Annotated in this window: 18 protein-coding genes; 12 read left to right on the top strand and 6 right to left on the bottom strand. The window is 70.5% G+C overall.

All coding sequences use genetic code 11. The annotated features are described in order from the left end of the window. Nucleotides 1-72: 72 nt before the first annotated feature. The 4 genes from ABS41_RS04250 (at nt 73) to trxA (ending at nt 4070) form a co-directional block, all read left to right on the top strand. A complete protein-coding gene (locus ABS41_RS04250) occupies nt 73-1359 on the top strand; it encodes an amidohydrolase family protein (protein WP_290591131.1) in 1287 nt (428 codons plus the stop codon). Between the two features lie 100 nt (nt 1360-1459). Continuing rightward, the gene (locus ABS41_RS04255; RefSeq protein ID WP_290591135.1) at nt 1460-2380 is read left to right on the top strand and encodes an ATP-binding cassette domain-containing protein; all 921 of its coding nucleotides are present in this window, start codon (nt 1460-1462) and stop codon (nt 2378-2380) included. Continuing rightward, entirely contained in the window at nt 2377-3141 is a 765-nt protein-coding gene (locus ABS41_RS04260; protein ID WP_290591138.1) for an ABC transporter permease, read from the top strand. The genes ABS41_RS04255 and ABS41_RS04260 overlap by 4 nt, the downstream gene beginning before the upstream one ends. Before the next feature lie 65 nt (nt 3142-3206). After that, nucleotides 3207-4070, top strand: a complete 864-nt coding sequence (gene trxA, locus ABS41_RS04265; protein ID WP_290591140.1) for a thioredoxin — start codon at nt 3207-3209, stop codon at nt 4068-4070. Nucleotides 4071-4077: 7 nt separating this feature from the next. On the opposite strand, the gene ABS41_RS04270 is transcribed toward trxA, so the two are convergent. Beyond that, a complete protein-coding gene (locus ABS41_RS04270) occupies nt 4078-4971 on the bottom strand; it encodes a DUF3667 domain-containing protein (RefSeq protein ID WP_290591143.1) in 894 nt (297 codons plus the stop codon). Nucleotides 4972-5012: 41 nt separating this feature from the next. On the opposite strand from ABS41_RS04270, the gene ABS41_RS04275 reads away from it, so the two are divergent. The 5 genes from ABS41_RS04275 (at nt 5013) to ABS41_RS04295 (ending at nt 11421) form a co-directional block, all read left to right on the top strand. Further along, complete coding sequence (locus ABS41_RS04275) at nt 5013-5456, top strand: DUF4442 domain-containing protein (RefSeq protein WP_290591149.1); 444 nt, start codon at nt 5013-5015, stop codon at nt 5454-5456. Nucleotides 5457-5774: 318 nt separating this feature from the next. After that, nucleotides 5775-8063 (top strand): bifunctional serine/threonine-protein kinase/formylglycine-generating enzyme family protein, encoded by a 2289-nt coding sequence (locus tag ABS41_RS04280; protein ID WP_290591152.1) that lies wholly within the window; start codon nt 5775-5777, stop codon nt 8061-8063. Between the two features lie 18 nt (nt 8064-8081). Beyond that, nucleotides 8082-8750 carry a DUF502 domain-containing protein gene (locus tag ABS41_RS04285; RefSeq protein WP_290591155.1) on the top strand — a complete coding sequence of 223 codons (669 nt, stop codon included), beginning with the start codon at nt 8082-8084 and terminating at the stop codon, nt 8748-8750. Continuing rightward, entirely contained in the window at nt 8747-9511 is a 765-nt protein-coding gene (locus ABS41_RS04290; protein WP_290591158.1) for a queuosine precursor transporter, read from the top strand. Before ABS41_RS04285 ends, ABS41_RS04290 begins: the two co-directional genes overlap by 4 nt. 83 nt (nt 9512-9594) lie before the next feature. After that, nucleotides 9595-11421, top strand: a complete 1827-nt coding sequence (locus ABS41_RS04295) for a DUF885 family protein (protein ID WP_290591161.1) — start codon at nt 9595-9597, stop codon at nt 11419-11421. A gap of 37 nt (nt 11422-11458) precedes the next feature. Here ABS41_RS04295 and ABS41_RS04300 read toward each other — a convergent pair whose 3' ends face one another. From ABS41_RS04300 to ABS41_RS04310, 3 genes are all read right to left on the bottom strand, one after another. Further along, nucleotides 11459-12232, bottom strand: a complete 774-nt coding sequence (locus ABS41_RS04300; RefSeq protein ID WP_290591164.1) for a DUF2189 domain-containing protein — start codon at nt 12230-12232, stop codon at nt 11459-11461. A gap of 4 nt (nt 12233-12236) precedes the next feature. Continuing rightward, on the bottom strand, nt 12237-13622 hold the full coding sequence (locus ABS41_RS04305; RefSeq protein ID WP_290591167.1) for an MBL fold metallo-hydrolase: 1386 nt from the start codon (nt 13620-13622) through the stop codon (nt 12237-12239). A 144-nt stretch (nt 13623-13766) separates the two neighbouring features. Then, nucleotides 13767-15836 carry a S46 family peptidase gene (locus ABS41_RS04310; protein ID WP_290591186.1) on the bottom strand — a complete coding sequence of 690 codons (2070 nt, stop codon included), beginning with the start codon at nt 15834-15836 and terminating at the stop codon, nt 13767-13769. A gap of 170 nt (nt 15837-16006) precedes the next feature. On the opposite strand from ABS41_RS04310, the gene ABS41_RS04315 reads away from it, so the two are divergent. From ABS41_RS04315 to ABS41_RS04325, 3 genes are all read left to right on the top strand, one after another. Then, complete coding sequence (locus ABS41_RS04315) at nt 16007-17155, top strand: autotransporter outer membrane beta-barrel domain-containing protein (protein WP_290591170.1); 1149 nt, start codon at nt 16007-16009, stop codon at nt 17153-17155. 79 nt (nt 17156-17234) lie between these two features. Continuing rightward, nucleotides 17235-18272 (top strand): L-threonine 3-dehydrogenase, encoded by a 1038-nt coding sequence (gene tdh / locus ABS41_RS04320; RefSeq protein WP_290591173.1) that lies wholly within the window; start codon nt 17235-17237, stop codon nt 18270-18272. Nucleotides 18273-18300: 28 nt separating this feature from the next. Next, nucleotides 18301-19713 (top strand): hypothetical protein, encoded by a 1413-nt coding sequence (locus tag ABS41_RS04325; RefSeq protein ID WP_290591175.1) that lies wholly within the window; start codon nt 18301-18303, stop codon nt 19711-19713. A 152-nt stretch (nt 19714-19865) separates the two neighbouring features. Here the strand turns inward: ABS41_RS04325 and ABS41_RS04330 are convergent, their stop codons facing one another. Then, complete coding sequence (locus ABS41_RS04330; RefSeq protein ID WP_290591178.1) at nt 19866-20363, bottom strand: hypothetical protein; 498 nt, start codon at nt 20361-20363, stop codon at nt 19866-19868. A 34-nt stretch (nt 20364-20397) separates the two neighbouring features. Then, the coding region (locus ABS41_RS04335) for an RHS repeat-associated core domain-containing protein (protein ID WP_290591181.1) at nt 20398-21258 on the bottom strand (861 nt) is incomplete at its 5' end.

Genomic DNA, 21258 nt, shown 5'->3' on the forward strand with positions numbered 1-21258 from the left:
CGTAGCAAATCCGAGGGCTTTCTGGCCCGCCCCGGCTGTGGTTTGATGCGCCCTCACCCTCGGAGACCGACGATGCGACCCTCCCCGCTGATGCTGGCCCTTGCGCTCGCCCTGCCCGCCCCGGCCTTGGCCGACACCCTGGCGCTGCAGTGCGGCCGGCTGTTCGACCCCGCCAGCGGCCGCAACCTGCCCGAGCGCACCGTCTTGGTGGCCGACGGCAAGGTCAGCGAGGTCCGCACGGGCCACGCCGCCGTCGCCGGTGCCACCGTGGTCGACCTCAAGGGCCACACCTGCAGCCCGGGCTGGATCGACCTGCACGTGCACCTGCGCGGCGAATCGAGCCCGCAGTCCTACTCCGAAGGCTTCCGCCTCAACCCCGAGTTCACCGTGCTGCGCTCGACCGCCTACGCCCGCCGCACCCTGCATGCCGGCTTCACCACCGTGCGCGACCTGGGCGGCGAGACCACCCTGGCCCTGCGCGACGCCATCAACCAGGGCTGGATCGAAGGCCCGCGCATCTTCGCGGCCGGCAAGTCCATCGCCACCACCGGCGGCCATGCCGACCCCACCAACGGCCTCAACCACCAGCTCTCCGACGCGCTGGGCGTGCCCGGCCCGGCCGAGGGCGTGGTCAACAGCCCCGAGGAAGCACGCCAGGCGGTGCGCCAGCGCTACAAGGACGGCTCGGACGTGATCAAGATCACCGCCACCGGCGGCGTGCTCAGCTACGCCCGCAGTGGCGACGGCCCGCAGTTCACCGTCGACGAGGTGGCCGCCATCGTGCAGACCGCGCGCGACTACGGTTATTCGGTGGCCGCGCACGCGCACGGCAAGGAAGGCATGCTGCGCGCCATCATCGGCGGCGTGGACAGCATCGAGCACGGCACCTACATGGACGACGAGGTGTTCGCGCAGATGAAGAAGCACGGCACCTGGTACGTGCCCACCGTCTCGGCCGGCCGCTTCGTGGCCGAGAAGTCCAAGGTCGACGGTTATTACCCCGAGGTCGTGCGGCCCAAGGCGGCGCGCATCGGCCCGCAGATCCAGGACACGCTGGCGCGCGCCTGGAAGGCCGGCGTCAAGATCGCCTTCGGCACCGACGCCGGCGTCAGCCTGCACGGCGACAACGCCGACGAGTTCATCTTCATGGTCGAGGCCGGCATGCCGCCGGCCGAGGCCCTGCGCGCCGCCACCATCCACGCCGCCACCGTGCTGCGCCGAGACGACCTGGGCCGCGTGGCCCCGGGCCTGCCGGCCGACATCATCGCCATGCCCGGCGACCCGCTGGCCGACATCACCGTGGTGCGCAAGGTGGATTTCGTCATGAAGGACGGCAAGGTGGCGCGCCGGCCGGAGTAAACCCCGCCGCCGCGGCATGACCGTGGTTGGGCAACCCATGGCAGGGGCGGCGGGGCGCGACGGTGGTCACACTGGCGCCATCGCCCCCGTCTGTGCCGCCATGGACCTCGCACTGCAAACCCACGACCTGCGCCGCCGCTTCCCCGGCGGCCACGGCGTGCACGGCCTGGACCTGGCCGTGCCGACCGGCGCCATCTATGGCTTCCTCGGCCCCAACGGCGCCGGCAAGACCACCACCATCCGCCTGCTGCTGGGCCTGCTGCGCCCCGACGCCGGCGAAATCGAACTGCTCGGCCAGCCATTGACCCCTGACCGCCGCGGCGTGCTGGCCCGCGTCGGCGCGCTGGTCGAGCACCCTTCGCTGTACCCGCACCTCGACGGCCGCGCCAACCTGGAGGTCACCCGGCGCCTGCTGGGCCTGCCCGCCGCGCGGGTGGACGAGGTGCTCGAACGCATCGGCCTGGCCGAACACGCCGGCCGCCGCGTGCGCGACTACTCGCTGGGCATGCGCCAGCGCCTGGGGATCGGCCTGGCCCTGCTGGGCAAGCCGAAGCTGCTGGTGCTCGACGAGCCCGGCAACGGCCTGGACCCCGCCGGCACCCACGAACTGCGCCGCTTCCTGCGCGAGCTGGTGGCGAGCGAGGGCCTCACCCTGTTCCTCTCGAGCCACCTGCTGGGCGAGGTCGAGCAGCTGGCCAGCCACGTCGGCGTGCTCGAGGGCGGCCGGCTGCGTTTCCAGGGCACCCTGGCCTCGCTGCGCGAACGCGCCCGGCCTGGCCTGCTGCTTCGCTGCGACGAGCCCTCGCGGGCGATCCGGGTGCTGGTGGAGGCCGGCGAGGACCCGGCCCTGGCCGAGGGCCACGGCCTGCGCCTGCAGCCGCGGCTGCCGGTGGCCGAGCTCAACCGGCGGCTCGTGGCCGCCGGCATCGGCGTGCAGCACCTGGCCGAGGAGCCGGTGACGCTCGAGCGCCTGTTCTTCGAACTCACCGGCGCACCGGTGCGCGAAGGGGTGGCGGCGTGAAGGCGTTGGCGCGGGCCCTTTGGGCGGAAAAACTCAAGCTGCGCGGCACCCTGGCGCTGTGGATGTGCCTGGTGGCGCCGGCGGTGGTGGTGGCGGTCTACGTGCTGCAGATCGGCTTCGGCAAGTTCCCGCCCGGCCGCGTGGCACCGCCGCCGGCCGAGGTCTGGAGCGTGTTCATGCAGTCGACGCTGGTGCTGTGGGCCTTCCTGATGCTGCCGCTGCTTGTGACGCTGCAGGCGGCGCTGCTGGCCGGGCTCGAGCACCAGGGCCAGCACTGGAAGCACCTGCTGGCCCTGGCGCCGCCGCGGCACGTGCACTACCTGGCCAAGCTGCTGGCCCTGCTGGCGATGCTGGCACTGTCGCAGATGGCGATGTTCGCCCTGCTGCCGCTGGGCGGCTGGGCGCTGATGGCGCTCAAGCCCGGCTTCGGCCTGGCCGGCGCGCCGCCGATGGCCGCGCTGGCCACGAAGCTGGCGGCCATCTTCGGCGCCTGCGTGCTGCTGGCCGCGCTGCACACCTGGATCGCGATCCGCTGGCGCAGCTTCGCCGTGGCGGTGGGCGTCGGCATGGCCGCCACCGTGATGGGTTTCCTGATCGGCCAGTCTGCGCGTTTCGGCCCCTGGTACCCGTGGTCGCTGCCGATGCAGACCCTCGCCAGCGACCCGGACATGCCGGCGCGCGTGGTGGCCTGGAGCCTGGCGGGCGCGGCGGTGGCCACCGTGGCCGGCCTGGCCTGGTTCCGGCGCAGCGAACCGGCCTGATTGGCTTGATCCGGGCCGCTGCTGGCACCATCTGTGGGGACTGATTCCCTACGGACGGACCCGCCATGACCGCTGCCAACCCCTTCGTCTTCGACGCCAGCCTCGCCGGCTTCGAGCAGGACGTACTGCTCAAGTCGCGCCAAACGCCGGTGCTGGTCGATTTCTGGGCCACCTGGTGCGGCCCCTGCAGGACCCTGGGCCCGGTGCTGGAGAAACTCGCGGCCGAGTTCAACGGCGGCTTCCTGCTGGCCAAGGTCGACGTCGACAAGGAGCAGCAGCTGGCCGGCTACTTCCAGATCAAGTCGGTGCCGACGGTGATGCTGATAAAGGACGGCCAGATCGCCGACGCCTTCCCCGGCGCCCTTCCCGAGGGCCAGTTGCGCCAGTTCCTGGCCCACCACGGCGTCGTCGCGAAGGAAGCCGAGGCCGAGGCCGAACCTGAAGCGGCCCCGCCGGCGGATCCGCACGAGGAAGTCGTGCGCCTGCGCGCCGCGGTGGCGGCCGAGCCGGACAAGGACGAGACCCGGCTCGACCTGGCCCTGGCCCTGCTGCGCACCGGCGCCGCGAGCGAGGCCGAGGCCCTGCTCGAGGCCCTGCCCGCCAACCTCGCCCAGGACGACCGCGCCCTGCGCGGGCGCGCCCGCCTGGCCTTCCTGGCCCTGCTCAGGGACGCGCCGCCGGCCGAAGCGCTGGCGCGCGCCGTGGAGGCCGACCCGGCCGACCTGCGCGCCCGCCACCTGCTCGGCGCCCATGACATCGTCGCCGGCCGCTGGACCGAGGGCCTGGAGCAGTTCCTGGAGATGCTGCGCCGCGACCGCAGCTTCGAGGACGGGCTGCCGCGCCGCGCCCTGATCGACGCCTTCCGCGTGGTCGAGGACGAGGACCTGGTGGGCGCCTACCGGCGCAAGATGGCCTCGCTGCTGTTCTGAACCGGCTTCAGGTGATGGCCCAGGTGGCCAGGAACTGCAGCGGGCGATAGACCAGCTCGCTGCCCTTCATCATCAGCCACAGCAGGGGCACGGGCAGCAGCACGGCCGCCCAGGCCGGCGCCGCGTAGACGCGCCGCAGGGCCAGGGCGAAGTGCCCACCGACCAGCAGGAGGCTGGCCACCAGGGCCCAGGGCGGCACCTGGCCCGCGCCGGGCGCGCCGCCCAGCCACAGGAAGAGCCAGCCCGCCGGCAGCAACACCAGCTGGAAGAACAGCAGCAGGAAGGTGAATTCGTGCATCGCCACCACCAGGTGCTCGGCGAAGTAGCGGCGGACCCGGAAGAAGCAGGCCATCAGGCCCAGCGCCAGCAGCGGCACGTGCAGCACCACCAGCGCCTTGCCGACGTCGCCGGCGCGGGCGCCGTACTCCTCGGCCACGTCCGCGAGCAGCACCGGCCGCGGCGCCGGCGGCCGGTTCGCCTCGGGCAGCCGCGACCAGCGCTCGACGCCGGCGCGGGTTCGCGCCTGGATGCGCGCGTCCGCCAGGCGCTTGACCATCGCGCCGTGCACCGGCTGGCGCAGCTGCTCGTGCAGCGAGAGGTTGAAGTCGGTGACACCGACCGGCAGCACGAAATACAGCACGTTGGCCAGCAGGAACAGCGCGATGGGCGACATCCAGCGACGCCGCCGGCCATCGAGGTAGTCGCGGCTGAGCAGGCCGGGCCGGAAGAACAGCCCCCGCAGGCTGCCCCAGAGCCGGCCGTCGAGGTCGGTGAGCACGGCCAGGGACTGGCGCAGCAGGTGGCCCAGGCGGCGGTCGGCCTCGGTGAAGCGCTTCTGGCCGCAGCCGTGGCAGTACGCGCCGCGCAGGATTTCGCCACAATTGGCGCAGGTGTCGTCCATCGCCCCTCCCCCGTCCCGATTCGAGCACAGCCCCGCACCCGATGAAAGCCTCCCGCCTGCGCACCCTCTTCCGGTTCTGGCCGCCCTTCCTGTTCGCCGGCATCCGGGTCAGCCATGTGTCGGAGGACTTCAGCCGCGCCCGGGTCGAGCTGCGCCAGCGCTGGTACAACCGCAACTACGTGGGCACCCATTTCGGCGGCAGCCTGTTCGCGATGACCGACCCGTTCTGGATGATCCTGATGCTGCGCCGCCTCGGCGGCGACTACATCGTCTGGGACCAGGCCGGCGAGATCCGCTTCGAGAAACCCGGCCGCGGCCGGGTCGTGGCCGACTTCGAGCTCGACGACGCCACGGTGGACGGGGTCCGGGCCGCGGCGGCGGGCGGCGAAAAGGTGCTGCGCTGGTTCGAAACCGAAATCCGCGACGCCGCCGGCGACGTCGTCGCCCGGGTCCGCAAGCAGCTCTACATCCGCCGCAAGCGCTGACCCCGCAAGCCCCTGTTGGAGGGCCTTCAGGCCCGACGCTATTGCTGTCGCCAGCCCCTCCGGCCCGGCAACCACCGGAGTAGCGCGATGTCGCTGTTTTCCCCCGGCCGGGGCGAATGCATGGCGGCTCGACTCGCGAAAGGGCCGAGTGGCCTGGTCGAGAGTAAGGAAAAAGCGTCGGGCCTGAAGGCCCTCCTACAGGGGGTGGCCGGGGGGGCGGGGAAAGTGTGAACCGGGTCACGGAAGCGGCGTTTACTTGCCTGAACGCGCGGCTCCCGTATGCTGGGAGCCCCCGTCCCCCGCCAGCCCCCTCGCGCCATGCAGCAGGAAGAAGAACTCTCCCCTGACGAGCTGACCGCGCTGCTCTCGAGCTACATGCCCGAGATCCCCGGTTACCGCGTGCTGCGCCGGATCGGCAAGGGCGGCATGTCGCAGGTTTACCTCGGCGTGCAGGAGTCGCTCGACCGCCAGGTCGCCATCAAGGTGATGTCGCCCGCCGCGCTCACCGACGAAATCTCCAAGCAGCGCTTCGAGCACGAGGCGCGCACCATCGCCAAGCTCGAACACCCCTGCATCGTCGGCATCCACGAGGTCGGTCGCACGCGCCAGGGCCTGCTCTATTACGTGCTGCCCTACCTGGCCAAGGGCCACCTGGGCCAGCGCGACTTCACCCAGGACGAGGAGCGCGCCGTCGAGGTGCTGCGCTCGCTGCTCTCGGCGCTCGAGTACGCGCATGCGCGCGGCATCGTGCACCGCGACGTCAAGGCCGAGAACGTGCTGTTCGACAACGCCGACCGGCCGCTGCTGACCGACTTCGGCATCGCCCTGAGCAAGCGCGACTCCACCCGCATCACCACCGCCGGCCTGGCCGTGGGCAGCGGCGGCTACATGGCGCCCGAGCAGGCCCGCGGCGAAGTGGTGGACGGCCGCGCCGACCTCTACAGCGTGGGCGTGCTGGCCTACGAGCTGCTCACCGGCAAGCTGCCCTTCCAGGCCGCCGACCCGCTGGCGCTGGCCCTGATGCACGCCCAGGACCCGGTGCCGCGGCTGCCGCCCGAGAAGAAGCACTGGCAGCCCTTCATCGACCGGGCGATGGCCAAGTCGCCCGACAACCGCTACCGCAACGCCCAGCAGATGCTCGGCGCGCTCAACCAGATCGCCGCCGGCAAGCGCAGCGAGCCGCTGCTCGACACCGGCAAGGTCGGCGTGCTGGTGCAGCGCTGGTGGAAGCCGGTGGCCAGCGGCGTGGCCGCGGCCGTGCTGGCCGCCGCCGCGATCGCCTGGCTGATGGGCCGCGAGCCGGCCCGCGAACCGGCCAGCGACTTCTTCACCGTTGAGGACGCCACGCCGGCGACCGTGCCCGCGGAGGCCGCGGCCGAGCCCGCGCCGCCGCCCGCCCCGGCGCTGGACGCCGCGCCGGCGGCCCCGGCCCCCGCGGTGGCGGCCGCGCCCTCGCCCTTCGCCAATGTGCAGGCAGCGGTGGCCGTCACCACGCTCGACTACGACCCCACCCGCCCCGGCGCGCGCGAACTGTCGGCCGCGCGCCGGCAAATCGACCGGCAGCGCCTGAGCCTGCCCGCCGGCGACAACGCCATGGAGTCGCTGCGCGCCGCCCGCCAGGTGGCGCCGCGCGAGCCGGCGCTGTACCGGCTCTCGGACGAGGTGATCGGCTACTACACCACCCGCGTCGTGGCCGCGGTGGGCGAGGGCGACGACGCGGCCGCCCGCCAGAACTACGAACGCGCCGCGCCCTTCGCGGCCGAGATGGACCGCCTGCAGGGCAAACCCTGGCTGGAAATGCGCCAGGCCCTGCCGCCGCTGCTGCTGGCGCGCCTGGAGCGTGGCCTCGAGCAGCTCGACGCCGACGCCGTGGCCGCCACCAAGGTGCTGGCCGGCGCGCTGGAAGTGGAGCCGGCCAGCCTCGAGCCGGCCTGGTCGAAGTCGGTGCAGCTGCCCAAGGCCGGCGACGCCCTGGCCGACACCGCCGCCGCCATGGTGCTGGTGCGCACGCCGCGCGCCGGTACGGCGGGCCTGGGCGCGATGCGCAGCGAGGTCACCCGCGCCGAGTACGCCGCCTTCGCCAGCGCCACCGGCCGCCCGGCGGCACGCTGCCGAAACCGCCTGGCGCCGATCAGCCTGAAGAAGCGCGGCTGGGACGACCCGGGCTTCAGCCAGTCGGGCAACCACCCGGTCACCTGCGTCAGCTATGCCGACGCCGAGGCCTACGCCCGCTGGCTCAGCCAGCGCAGCGGCCAGAGCTACCGGCTGCCGACCCTGGCCGAGTGGACGCCGCTGGCCAACTACCGCGGCAGCGGCAACGCCTGTCGCGATGGCCGCATCAGCTGCGGCAGCGAAGGCACGGTCAGCGCCAGCCAGGGCCCGCTGAGCCCGTTGGGCCTGGCCGGCATGCGCGGCAACGTGCGCGAGTGGACCAGCAACTGCAGCCGCGGCTGCCAGCGCCGCCTGGCCGCCGGCGTGGGCTGGCGGGACACGCCGCAGCGTTCGGAGCCGGGCCAGAACAACGACTTCGACGCCGACACCGGCTTCGACGACATCGGCTTCCGGCTGGTGCGCGAGGTCGACGCCGGGGAACTCGGCGCCCGTTGACGCCCGGCGCCACCGCGCATGCCCTACACTCCGGCCATGCGAAGACTGCGCGCGTATTTCATCACCGGCCTGCTCACCCTGCTGCCGATCTGGCTGGTCTGGATCGTCTTCAAGTTCGTGCTGGCCCTGCTCAAGGACGCCAGCCAGCCGGTGGTCGCGCCGGTCTCGGCGCGGCTGGCCGCCAGCCATCCGGGATGGCTGGGCTGGGTGGACGACCCTTGGGCGCAGTCGCTGTTCGCGGTGTTCGCGACCATCCTGGTCATCATCGCCGTCGGCGCCCTGGCCCGGCGCGTGGTGGGCCAGCAAATGCTGGGCTGGTTCGAGGGCCTGATCGCCCGCATCCCGCTGGCCAGCACGGTCTACGGCAGCGCCCGCAAGCTGCTCGACCTGCTGCAGACCAAGCCCGACGGCACCCAGCGCGTGGTGCTGATTGATTTCCCGCACCGCGAGATGAAGTGCGTGGGCTTCGTCACCCGCGTCATCCGCGAGCAGGGCACCGGCCGCGAACTGGCCGCCGTGTACGTGCCCACCACGCCCAACCCGACCTCGGGTTACCTCGAAATCGTGCCGGTGGACAAGCTCACGCCCACCGACTGGACCGTGGACGAAGCGATGGCCTTCATCATCTCCGGCGGCGCCGTCAGCCCCGAGGCGATGCCCTTCGACCGGCCCGGCCCGCCGGCGTGACCAGCGCCGAACGCGCCAACCGGCTGTTCCTGGTGCTGGCGGCGTTTTTCGTCAGCAATGCGCTGCTGGCCGAGTTCATCGGGGTCAAGATCTTCGCGCTCGAGGACACCCTCGGCCTGGCGCCCTTCGAGTGGAACCTGTTCGGGCAGAGCGGATCGCTCAACTTCACCGCCGGCACCCTGCTCTGGCCGATCGTGTTCGTGATGACCGACGTCATCAACGAGTTCTACGGCAAGCGCGGCGTGCGCTTCATCAGCTGGCTGGCGGTGGCGCTGATCAGCTATGGCTTCGTGTTCGCCTACCTCGCCATCTCGCTGGCGCCGGCCTCGTGGTGGGTGGGCGTGGCGGCCGACCAGGGCGTGCCCGACTACCAGGCCGCGTTCGCGGCGGTGTTCGGCCAGGGCCTGTGGACCATCGGTGGTTCGCTGGTCGCTTTCCTCATCGGCCAGCTGGTGGACGTGAGCGTGTTCCACCGCATCCGCCGCGCCACCGGCGAGCGCCTGGTGTGGCTGCGCGCCACCGGTTCGACGGCGGTGTCGCAGCTGTTCGACAGCCTGATCGTGCTCTACATCGCCTTCGTGCTCGGCCCGCAGCAGTGGCCCACCTCGCTGTGGCTGGCGGTGGCGAGCATGAACTACGGCTACAAGATGGCCTGCGCCATCGCCCTGATCCCGATGCTCTACCTGGTGCGCCGGGGCATCACGGCCTACCTCGGCCAGGACCAGGCCGCCCGGCTGCGGGCCGAGGCGGCGCGCGGCTGAGGCCGTGACTTCCTGCCCGGGCCTGGCTGCGCCGGCCGCCGCACACTCGTAGGATTGCCCCCACGCCCTCCAGGAACCCCGCCATGACCCTGCGCCCGCTCGCCCTCGCCCTGGCCCTCGCCCTCGCCGGCTGTACGCCGGCCGGCGGACCCGACACCGCCGTCCCGGCCGCGCCCGCCGTCACCGCCGAGCAGGCCGCCGCGCGCGCCGCGCAGCTGCAGCAGCTGTATGCCGATTTCTGGGAAGCCTCGCTGGCGCTCAACCCGCTGCAGGCCACCTTCGTCGGCGACCCGCGCTACAACGACCAGCTGCCGGACTTCTTCAGCGCCGAGTTCCGCGCCAAGGAGTCGGCCTTCGCCCGCGACTGGCTGGGCCGCGCCCAGGCCATCGGCAGCGACGGCCTGCAGGGCCAGGACCTGCTGAGCTACCAGATCTTCGTGCGCGATCTTGAAAGCGAGATCGAAGGCGAGCGTTTCCCCGACTGGCAGCAGCCGCTCAACCAGTTCTACAACCTCACCGGCCTGTTCGCCCAGCTCGGCTCGGGCACCGGCGCCCAGCCCTTCGCCACCGTGCAGGACTACGACAACTGGCTGGCGCGCGCCGGCAACTTCCCGCAGCTGATGCAGACCATGCAGGCCAACATGCGCGAAGGCATGGCCAGCGGCGTGGTGCAGCCGAAAGTGCTGATGCAGAAGGTGATCCCGCAGATCGACGCGCTGATCAAGGACAAGCCCGAGGACACCCTGTTCTGGCGCCCGGTCGCCAACTTCCCGGAAGGCACCAGCGAGGCCGACAAGGCCCGGCTCACCGAGGCCTACCGCACGCTCATCGCCGACCAGCTGATGCCGGCCTACCGCGAGCTGCGCCGCTTCGTGGCCGAGGAATACCTGCCGGCCTGCCGCGACACCGTGTCGCTCTCGGCCCTGCCCGACGGCGAAGCCTGGTATGCCTACCGCGTGCGCCAGTCCACCACCACCGACCTGAGCCCGGCGCAGATCCACGACATCGGCCTGGCCGAAGTGGCGCGCATCCACGGCGAGATGGACGCGGTGATGCAGCAGGTGGGCTTCACCGGCAGCCGCGCCGAGTTCTTCACCTTCGTCACCAGCGACAAGCAGTTCGAGTTCGAAAGCGAAGAGGCCCTGCTGGTCGCCTACCGCGCGCTCGAGGCCAAGGTGAACGAGCGCGTTGACGAGCTGTTCTCGCTCACGCCGCGCGCGCCCTTCGAGATCCGCCCGGTCGAGGCCTTCCGCGCGCAGTCGGCCGCCGGCGGCAGCTACATGCCGCCCAGCCAGGACGGCAGCCGCCCGGGCATCTTCTACGTCAACACCTACGACCTGCCCACCCGCAAGACCTGGGACGCCGAGGCGCTTTACCTGCACGAGGCCATCCCGGGCCACCACTTCCAGATCGCGCTGCAGCAGGAGCTCGAGGGCCTGCCGGCCTTCCGCCGCTTCGGCGGCGAAACCGCCTTCATCGAAGGCTGGGGCCTGTACGCCGAGTCGCTGGGCAAGGAGCTGGGCGTGTACACCGACCCGTACCAGTACTTCGGCCGGCTGCAGGCCGAGCTGTGGCGCGCGATCCGCCTGGTGGTGGACACCGGCCTGCACTCCAAGGGCTGGACCCGCGAGCAGGTGATCGACTACATGAAGGCCAACTCGGCCACCAGCGACACCGAGGCCGTGTCGGAAACCGAGCGCTACATCGCCATCGCCGGCCAGGCCCTGGCCTACAAGGTGGGCGAGCTCAAGATCCAGGAGCTGCGCGACCGCGCCGAGGCCGAACTGGGCGACAACTTCGACATCCGCGGCTTCCACGCCGAAGTGCTGCAGGACGGCTCGGTGCCGCTGGCGGTGCTCGAGGCCAAGATCGACCGCTGGATCGCCTCGAAGAAGCCCCCCTCGCCCTGAAGCCGGCCCGGCGGGCCCGCACCGCGGGCCCGCCGGCTCAGTCCAGGCGCGGCCAGGCGGAGGCGTCGAGCGTTTCGCGGTAGGCGTGCCAGGTGGCGTAGGCCAGCCACGGCATCACCAGCGCCAGGCCGAGGAAGGCGGTGGCGAAGCCCACCGCCACCAGCACCACGATCAGCGCCGCCCACAGCAGGGCCACGCCCTTGTTGCGCAGCACGGCGTTCACGCTCGAGACGCCGGCGGTGACCATGTCCACGTCGCGGTCGGCGATCATCGGCAGCGAAAAGGCCGCCGCGGCGAAGGTGAAAGCGGCGAACACCGAACCGGCCGCCGAGCCGATGGCCAGGAACTCGAGCCAGGTGACGAGGTCGCCCCGCTCCACCGGCACCAGCGCGTTGACCATCATGCCGGCGCGCGACCACAGCATCAGCACGACGCCCTGCGCCAGGGCGAACACGCCGGCCTGGCCGACCACGCGCCGCGCGAGCACGAACGAATCGCGCAGCACCGGCCGGCGCCCGGCTTCGAGCTCGCGGCTTACGCAATACAGGCCCACGGCCACCAGCGGTGCCACGAACACGAAGCCCGACAGCAGCGCCGCCAGCAGCGCGAAGCGGCCCAGCCACCAGGCCATGGCCGAGATGCCGATGCTGGCGAGCACGATCACGCCGCCGAACAGCAGGCTCAGCCCCGGCGCGCGCCGGTAGTCGCGCCAGCCCGCGCGCAGCCAGCGCAGCGGCGCGCCGGCGTCGAGCGTGGCGCAGGGCACGGTGAAGGGACGTTCGTTTTCCGGTTCGGCCTCGGGCGCGGCCACGGGCTCAGACCTCGACCACCATGCCGGGCCGCGACAGCGACGCGTCGGCCTTCAGGTCGCTGCGCAGCACCTTGGCCAGCGCCTCGCGGGCATCGTCCTCGCCGTGCACCAGCACCACCGGCGGGCGGTTGGGAATCTGCCGGTACCAGTCCACCAGACCCGGCTGGTCGGCGTGCGCGGACAGGCCGCCAACGGTGTGCAGCTGCGCCTTCACCTGGATGACCTCGCCGAACATCTTCACTTCGCGCGCGCCGTCCACCAGCCGGCGGCCCAGGGTGCCGTGGGCCTGGTAGCCGACGAACATCACGTGCGCCTCCTTGCGGCCGAGGTTCTGGCGCAGGTGGTGGCGGATGCGGCCGCCGTTGCACATGCCCGAGCCGGCGATGATGATCGCCCCGCCCTTGTGCTTGTTGATCGCCATCGACTCTTCTGTGGAGGCGGTGAAGTTGAGGTTGGGCAACCGGAACGGATGCGGCCGGCCGCGCCAAACCTGCTGCGCGTCTTCGTCGAACAGCGATTCGTGGCCGTCGTAGACCTCGACCACCTTGGTGGCCATCGGGCTGTCGAGGAAGATCTTCCAGCGCGACATCTTCCAGTCGTCCCAGTGCCGCGCGAACCAGTACAGCAGCTCCTGGCTGCGGCCGACCGCGAAGGCCGGGATGAGCACGTTGCCACCGGCATCCCAGGCCGTGTCGAGCACCTCGGCGATCTCGGTGAGCGTGGCCTCGCGGTCGCGGTGGGCGCGGCCGCCGTAGGTGGATTCGAGCAGCAGCAGATCGGCGTGCGGCACCGGCTGGGCGTCGCGCAGGATGGGCGTGCCGGTGGGGCCGAGGTCGCCGGAGAACACCAGCACGCGCTCGCGTTCGCCTTCCCGTGCGCGCAGCTCGACGCTGGCCGAGCCGAGGATGTGGCCGGCATCGCGCAGCGTGACGGTGACGCCGGGCAGGATTTCGGTGGGCTTGCCGTAGCCGATCGGCCGCACCAGCTTGAGCACCTTGCCGACGTCGCCGCGGGTGAACAGCGGGCGGTGGTGGGCGTGGCCGTCGCGGCGGTACTTGTTGTCGCGCTCGGCGTCCATCTCGGCCAGCGAGGCGGCGTCCTCGAGCATGATCTTGAGCAGGTCGGCGGTGGCCAGCTGGGTCCAGATCGGACCCTTGTAGCCGCGCGCGACGAGCACCGGCAGGCGGCCGCAGTGGTCGATGTGGGCGTGGCTGAGCACCACCGCCGACAGGCCTTCGATGTCGAAGGGAAACGGCTCGAAGTTGCGGTGTTCGTCGTCGATGCTGCCCTGGATCATGCCGCAGTCGAGCAGCAGGCGGTGGCCGTTGGCCTCGACCTCGTGGCAGGAGCCGGTGACTTCACCGGCGGCACCGTGGAAACGTACCTGCATCGGACTTCCTCCCCTGGAAGCCCCACTCTATTCCAATCCCCCAAAGAACTGTAGGAGCGCCTTCAGGCGCGAATCTTTTGCCTTTGCCTTCGGCAAAGAAGGGATTCGCGCCTGAAGGCGCTCCTACGGGAGGGATCGGGCGCCTCAGCGGGCGCCCATTTCCTTGAGCAGGTGGTGGGCCGGGAAGACCTTGTCCATCACCCAGACCATGTAGCGGTGGTCGACGGCGATCATGCGGGTCATGGCCGGGTCGAACACCCAGTTCGAGCTCACCGACTCCCAGTTGCCGTCGAAGGCCAGGCCCACGAGCTCGCCCTTGCCGTTGAGCACCGGCGAACCCGAGTTGCCGCCGGTGATGTCGAGGTCGGACAGGAAGTTCACCGGGATGGCGGCCTTCTGCTCCGCGCTCATGCCGGCGATGGCGTCGAGCTGGGCCTGGGGCGCGTCGAAGGGCTCCACGCCGGTGGCCTTGGCGACCAGGCCGTCGAGCGTGGTGAACGGGGTGTAGAACACGCCGTCCTTGGGCGCATAACCCTGCACGTTGCCGTAGGTGATGCGCAGGCTGAGGTTGGCGTCGGGGTACACGCCCTGACCCTGGCCGCGCTTGTACTCCTGCACCGCCGCCAGGTAGACCGGGCGGTGGCGGCTGGACTCACCGCCGCGGGCCTTGGCCTTGTTCTCCTGCTCGAACATGGCCGGCTGCAGCGCCACGGCCAGCTTCACCAGCGGATCGGTGCTCGACTCGAACGCGGCGCGCTCGGCCTTGAACAGCGCCAGGCGCGCGTCGGTGTTGCCCACCGTGGTCTTGCCGTAGGTCTCGTCGAGCGCACGCGTGATGGCCGCGGCGTCGTTGCCGCCCAGCCAGGCGTCGATGGCGGCCACGCGCTGGTCGGCCGGCAGCTTGATGTACTCGCCCAGCCAGTAGGCCATCAGCTGCTTTTCCATGCCGGCGTCGAAGCGGCGCTCGAGCTGGCGCGCATTGCCCTCGATGCCCGGCAGGTCGCGGTCCTGGTAACCCGGGGCGCGCTCGGCGTTGGGCTTCTCGAGCTCGGTGGACAGGCGGTAGAGGCCGCGGATGTTGGCCAGCAGGCCGGTGCCGGCGATCTGGCCGACGATCAGGTCGCGCTCGCGGGTGGCGCGGGTTTCGGCCGCCAGCGCCACCAGGCGCTCGTGGGCCACCAGCGCCGGCTTGCCGGCATCGCCGCGGCCACGCAGCCAGGCCAGCACGGCCTGCTCCTCGGCGCGCTTGGTGCCGGCGGCGTCGATGCGGGCGAAGCCCTCGAGCTGGCCGTCCCAGTTCTTGCTGGCGTTGTTCCAGCCGCGCACGGAGGTGGCGTACTTCACCTCGATGTCCGGGTTGGCCTTGCCGGCAGCGTCGACGAGGTTGATCAGGTTCTTCAGGTGCTGGCCCACCACCGGGTACTGCCAGCTGGCCACGGCCTGGAACTCGTCGAACAGCGCGTAGCGGTTGGTGGTGCCCGGGTAGCCGGCGACCATCACGAAATCACCCTCGCCCAGCGCATCGGTGGCCAGCTTGAGGTGCTGGCGCGGCTGGAAGGGCACGTTGTCGGGCGAGAACGCCGCCGGCTTGCCGTCCTTGCCGACGTAGGCGCGGTAGAAGGTGAAGTCGCCGGTGTGGCGCGGCCACATCCAGTTGTCGATGTCGCCGCCGTAGGCGCCGATGGCGTTCGGCGGCGCGTAGACGAGGCGCACGTCCTTGATTTCGATCTGGCGGAACAGGCGGTAGGTCTGGCCGCCGAAGAAGCTGTAGAGGGTGCAGCGGTAGCCGGGCTCGGTCTCGCAGCCGGCGATGAGCGCCTTCTGGGTGTCCTCGAGTGCCTTCTGGCGGGCCAGGCCGTCCTGCTCGGGCGAGGTGGCGGCCAGCATCTTGTCGGTGACGTCGGTGATCTGGTCCATCACGTAGACGCGGGCGTTCGGGCCGGCGGAGAGCTCCTGCTCGCGCGTGGCGGCCACGAAGCCGTCGCGCATCAGGTTCTTCTCGGGCGTCGAGTTGAGCTGGATGGCGCCGTAGGCGCAGTGGTGGTTGGTGGCCACCAGGCCCTCGGGCGAAACGAAGGACGCCGTGCAGCCGCCGAGCGCGACCACCGCGCCCATCGGGTCGCCGGTGAGGTTGGCCAGCTGTTCGGGCGGCAGCACCAGGCCGGCTTCCTTCAGCGGACCGGCGATCTCAGGCAGCTGCTGCGGCACCCACATGCCCTCGCGGGCCTGGGCGGAGAGGGAGAGCGCCATCGCGGCGGCCAGGATTGCTACGCGCATACGTTTCACCTTGGTGTGCTGGGCAAACCCCAAGCCTAGCAGCGGCGGCGCTTGCGGGCAGCCACCGCGGGCGTAGACTTTCGGCAGGGGACAAGAGGGGGAAAGGTATGCGTGCACTGGCTTGCGTGTTGGCCGGCCTGTTGGCCCTGGCCGCCTGCCCCGCCGCACGGGCGCAATCGCCCGACGACGCCCTGGCGGCGCTGTGGACCACCCTGTGCCTGGGCGCCGCGCCCGGCAGCGACCTGGCCCAGCGCTGTTTCGAGATCGCCAACGGCGGCCCGGGAAGCCGCGACGCCTCGGCGGCCGGCAATTTCCTCGGCGAGATCCCCGGCCAGGGCCGCGCCGCCACCCGCGACGGCGCCCCCGACCAGGCCGAGGCGCGCAGCGAGCTCGGCGGCGGCTGGTCGGTGTTCGCCAGCGCCGACACGGGCCGGCTCAAGCGCCGCGACGGCGTCAACGAAGCGCCCTTCGACGGTGACACCTGGGCCCTGTCGGCCGGCGTGGACTGGGCCCCGCGCGAGCGCTGGCGCCTGGGCCTGCTGGTGAACCACGCCCGCGAAGACCTCGATTTCCTCGCCTCCGACGGCAGCACCCGCACGCGCTACACCGGCGCGCTGCTGATGGCCGGCTGGACGCCCGCCGACGCGCTGGCCGTGGACGCCTACGCCGGCGGGCTCGACGGCAGCTACGACCTGCGCCGCGCCATCGACTACACCCTGCTCGACGGCACCTCGGTGCAGGCCCTGGCCAGCGCCGACGCCAGCGCCAGCCGCCGCCTCGCCGGCCTGGGCCTGACTTGGAGCCGCCCGGCCGCGGGCTGGGAATGGCAGCTCTCCGGCGGCCTGGACTGGCAGCGCACCGAGATCGACCCGTACACCGAATCCGGCGGCGCCGGGCTGGCGGTGTCCGTGCCCGGGCGCGCCATCAGCAGCCGGCGCGGGCGACTGGATCTGGGCCTGTCGCGCACGGTATCGGCCAGCTGGGGCGTGTGGCAGCCGCTGGCGCGGGTGGGCTGGCGCCGCGAATTCGCCAATCCGGCGCGTCCGCTGACGGTGCGCTTCGCCGCCGACGCCAACGGCACGCCGGTGGTGTTCGAAACCGACGATCCGGACGCCAACTGGGGCGAGGCCGGGCTGGGCGCGGTGTTCGTCTTCACGGGCGGGCAGTCGGCCTTCATCGAATGGCGCCAGCGTTTTGGCCACGCCTTCCTGGGCGAGCGCATGCTGGCCCTGGGCTGGCGCATCGAGCTGCCCTGAGGCCTTCCCGGCCGGTTCACGCCATGGGCGTATAATTTGCGCCCGACCGGCCCGCCGCGGGCCAGCCTTGGAAGTGAACATGGCTCAGCAAATGATGAAGGCGCTGGTGAAGCGCAGCCCCGAGAAGGGCATCTGGATGGAACAGGTGCCGGTGCCGACCCCCGGCCCCAACGAGGTGCTGATCAAGCTCGAGAAAACCGCCATCTGCGGCACCGACCTGCACATCTACAAGTGGGACGAGTGGAGCCAGCGCACCATCAAGCCGGGCCTGGTGATCGGCCACGAGTTCGTCGGCCGCGTCGTGGCCATGGGCCCGGGCGTCACCGGCTACAAGGAAGGCGACCGCGTTTCGGCCGAAGGCCACATCGTCTGCGGCCACTGCCGCAACTGCCGCGCCGGCCGCCAGCACCTGTGCCCGAACACCGTGGGCATCGGCGTGAACCGCCACGGCGCCTTCGCCGAATACATCGTGATGCCGGCCAGCAACCTTTGGCCCATCCCGGATTCCATCCCGTCCGAGCTGGCCGCCTTCTTCGACCCCTACGGCAACGCCGCGCACTGCGCGCTGGAGTTCGACGTGGTCGGCGAGGACGTGCTGATCACCGGCGCCGGCCCGATCGGCATCATCGCCGCGGGCATCTGCAAGCACATCGGCGCGCGCAACGTGGTGGTCACCGACGTCAACGACTACCGCCTCAAGCTCGCCGCCGACATGGGTGCCACCCGCGTGGTGAACGTGTCCAAGCAGTCGCTCAAGGACGTGATGAAGGACCTGCACATGGAGGGCTTCGACGTGGCCCTCGAGATGAGCGGCAACCCGCACGCCTTCAACGACATGCTCGACTGCATGTACAACGGCGGCAAGATCGCCCTGCTGGGCATCCTGCCCAACGGCGCCGGCATCAACTGGGACAAGGTGATCTTCAAGGGCCTGGTGCTGCACGGCATCTACGGCCGCAAGATGTACGAGACCTGGTACAAGATGACGCAGCTGGTGCAGTCGGGCTTCCCGCTGCAGAAGGTGCTGACCCACCAGGTGCACATCGACGATTTCCAGAAGGGCTTCGAGCTGATGGAAAGCGGCCAGTGCGGCAAGGTGGTGTGCAGCTGGTCCTGACCGGGCCGGCTGCTTCCGGAATCTCGTCGTGAACCGCTTTGCCAGCGCGCTGGCGCTGTGCCTGCTGCTGGCCAGTGCACCCGCCCCCGCCGCCGAGGAAGCGCCCGTCGTCGACGCCGCCGACCTGGTGGACCCGGCCTGGCTGGCCGGCCCCGGCTGGCGCGTGGAATCGCAGGCGCCGATACGCGGCGGGCTCGCGCGTTTCACCCTGCACACCGACTGGGGCACGCTGCAGGCTGACGGCGTGGAGCAACTGGCCGTGCGCGTGGCCGAGGTGCCGGCGCTGGCGCGTCTGCACGAAGCCAAGGCTTCGGAAGTGGTGGCGGTCGCCGCGCGCGAGCGCGCCATGCAGCCGGTGGACGCCGCGGCCGCGATAGCCAGCGACCCGGCGCAGGCCGGCCTGGGCCTGCCCGCGGGCGTGGGCCGCTTCTTCGCCGACCGCTGGGACCGCCTGGGCTCCTCGGTGCGCCGCGTGGCCGACCTGGGCAACGAACACTGGATGCATTCGGGCTCGCCCTACACCAACCCGGGCGGCGCGCTCGGCGCCGCCGGCGACGAGCAGCCCGAACGCCGGCGCGGCCTCTGGCGCAAGCTGGGCCGCGAAACCGGCCGCCTGGCCCGCCAGGAGCTGGGCTACAGCTCGGCGCGCCGCGCGCTGGCGCAGCGCCTGGGCGTGGACCCGGGCACGCGCAATCCGCTGCTGGTGCCGCGCCTGGACGCGCTGGCCTGGGCCGAAACCAGCGGCCGCTACGCCACCGGCTACGTGCTGGCGCTGGCCGGCGGCCCCGCCACCGCCGTGATGTCGAACATGGTGCAGGTGGACCAGTGGGTGATGCAGGCGCGGCCCGAGCAGGTGAGGCGCGTCAACGCCGGCGTACTGGAGCTGCACTGCGTGGACGCCCTGCTGGCGCGCAACTTCCTGCGCGACGGCGCCTATGGCGCGCTGCTGCAGTCGGAGTTCGTGCGCCTGCTCGACGCCATCGACCCGGACGAAGGCTGCGAGCTGCTGCTCGAGATCGCAATGATGGCCGGCGACGAGCCGCAGGCGCGCTTCGTGGTGCATGCGCTGCGCCTGCTCGACGCCTCGCTGTCGCCGCAGCAGCGGCGCGGCCGCTTCGTGGCGCAGGGCGCCTGGATGGCCTACCTCGACCCCGGCGGCGAACTGTGGCTGCCGCTGGGCCTGGACTGGCTGGGCTGGACCGAGGACATGGCGCGCTGGTTCGACCAGCCGCTGCTCGCCCAGGCGGGCACCCGCCACCTGCTGGTGGCCGGCCAGGTCAGCCCGCGCGCGCGCCGCGAACTCGAAGCCCGCGGCTGGCGCATCGAACAACCCGGCGACTACGCCGGCCGCCCGCCCTACCGCGTGCTGCCGCCGGGTGCCGAGGAAGTGGGCAGCGGCGGCGCGGAGACGTTCGGGTTGGGCGAGGAATTGCTGGACTGAGGGTGGCGATCGTCGCCATTCGAGCGGTCAGCTTGAAAGACAATCGCTGAGGTACGGCCCTGGAAGCAGCCTGCTCCTTTTCGTTCTCATCTTCTAGCCAAGCCCTGGATGGACTGAGCCGAAATTAGCCTGGGTCGGTGAATCACGCAGGGTCACAGACGCCCACTACCCCCACTAATTGGCTCAGCCCTGGCGCTGAACTTCTTACCAACCACCAAGGCAACGCTGCTGCCGGTAAAGACAAGGCTTCCATCCGGAGCCATATAGGAAAACGCTAAGGCGTACTTTCCTTCTTCCAAACAGTGTAGACCCGCGATGATTTTGGCGGTGCCTCTCCAAACGACAACCTGCTGACCAGAGCCTATCGGGACAACCTCCATTTTTTCGGGAAGGTAGTCCATATGGCCGCAAGGGGGCATGAGTTGGCCGAGTTCGGTTACTACCACCGGGATTACGTTTCCGCCTGACAACCCAGACAGGAAGTAGCCTCGCGAGCCATTCACGGAATCATCCCCCTCGTTCACAAGCACGACGGAAATAGTCTGGTCACTTAGCTGGATTTCCAGTGACAGCTTGTCCGTCGCCCCAGCTGGTCGGGAAATAAGCAGACAGCCTAGGAAGAGCAAAAAGGAGTTCAGGAAGTTCGCCACGGGGCACCTCAGATGCGAGACAAAGGGCAATGCTCTATTCGGATGGCAACGGCCCATAGCGAGCCTCATGATGCTTACGGATAGCCTGAATTTCCTGCGGGGTCAGGTTGAAGCGCCCTGCGTTTCTGAGTTGATTAACCGTCGCTTCAACCTCATTGTCAATTGATCCTCTGCCGTAGTTGAAAGAGCGCCGTTCTTGGTCTTGGCGCACATGAATAGCCTCGTGCTGAATCACCGAGGCAAGAAAGCCTAAAGAAAAATGGAAGGCCCTTGGACCAAGCACGATCTTGTGCGCACCAATGTTGGACCCTGCTGCGTTTAGGTGCGGATCGTACTCGACATCGGCGCCAAACGTGTCAGGCGAGAACTTTCTGATTGCTTCTTGCACCTGTCGATCTCTCTTTGCATGCCTATTGGGCCCATTTGCCGGCCGGCTGGTCGGGCCGCCAATACAAACCTTTTCGCACTGACCTCCTCTCGGCCTGCTGTCGAATCCACCGTACTTGTCACACGACGGCCCGCGTGTGAGGCTGCAGGCGTCACGGCCGTCCGGATCGATGAACTTATAAGGACTGTTGTTGCCGTAACGATAACGATTGAAGCTTTCGCCATTGTGGTGGTTTGTCGTCACCGGATCGACCGATAGAAACACTCCCATCCCCGGGTCGTAATAGCGCTGCTGCATATACGTCAGCCCCGTCACTGGGTCCATCACGTGGCCGGTATAGCCGACGCCGTCGACGGTCTTGTTGATCGCGCCGCCGTAGGGATCGTAGTTGGTGCGCTCGGTGACCGTGCCGGCCGCGTTGCTGATCGCCACCGGGCTGCCCAGCGCGTCGGTGTGCTGGTACTTCACCTCGCTGCCGCCCGCGAACGGGGCCTCGCGGATCGCCAC

It is taken from the genome of Arenimonas sp. SCN 70-307 (assembly GCF_001724815.1).
GTDB lineage: Bacteria > Pseudomonadota > Gammaproteobacteria > Xanthomonadales > Xanthomonadaceae > Arenimonas.

Coding starts and splice junctions, on each gene's coding strand:
- trxA (WP_290591140.1), top strand. CDS start 3,207: ATGACCGCTGCCAACCCCTTCGTCTTCGACGCCAGCCTCGCCGGCTTC.
- ABS41_RS04280 (WP_290591152.1), top strand. CDS start 5,775: ATGCAGCAGGAAGAAGAACTCTCCCCTGACGAGCTGACCGCGCTGCTC.
- ABS41_RS04305 (WP_290591167.1), bottom strand. CDS start 13,622: ATGCAGGTACGTTTCCACGGTGCCGCCGGTGAAGTCACCGGCTCCTGC.
- ABS41_RS04255 (WP_290591135.1), top strand. CDS start 1,460: ATGGACCTCGCACTGCAAACCCACGACCTGCGCCGCCGCTTCCCCGGC.
- ABS41_RS04270 (WP_290591143.1), bottom strand. CDS start 4,971: ATGGACGACACCTGCGCCAATTGTGGCGAAATCCTGCGCGGCGCGTAC.
- ABS41_RS04315 (WP_290591170.1), top strand. CDS start 16,007: ATGCGTGCACTGGCTTGCGTGTTGGCCGGCCTGTTGGCCCTGGCCGCC.
- ABS41_RS04275 (WP_290591149.1), top strand. CDS start 5,013: ATGAAAGCCTCCCGCCTGCGCACCCTCTTCCGGTTCTGGCCGCCCTTC.
- tdh (WP_290591173.1), top strand. CDS start 17,235: ATGGCTCAGCAAATGATGAAGGCGCTGGTGAAGCGCAGCCCCGAGAAG.
- ABS41_RS04285 (WP_290591155.1), top strand. CDS start 8,082: ATGCCCTACACTCCGGCCATGCGAAGACTGCGCGCGTATTTCATCACC.
- ABS41_RS04310 (WP_290591186.1), bottom strand. CDS start 15,836: ATGTGGGTGCCGCAGCAGCTGCCTGAGATCGCCGGTCCGCTGAAGGAA.
- ABS41_RS04250 (WP_290591131.1), top strand. CDS start 73: ATGCGACCCTCCCCGCTGATGCTGGCCCTTGCGCTCGCCCTGCCCGCC.
- ABS41_RS04295 (WP_290591161.1), top strand. CDS start 9,595: ATGACCCTGCGCCCGCTCGCCCTCGCCCTGGCCCTCGCCCTCGCCGGC.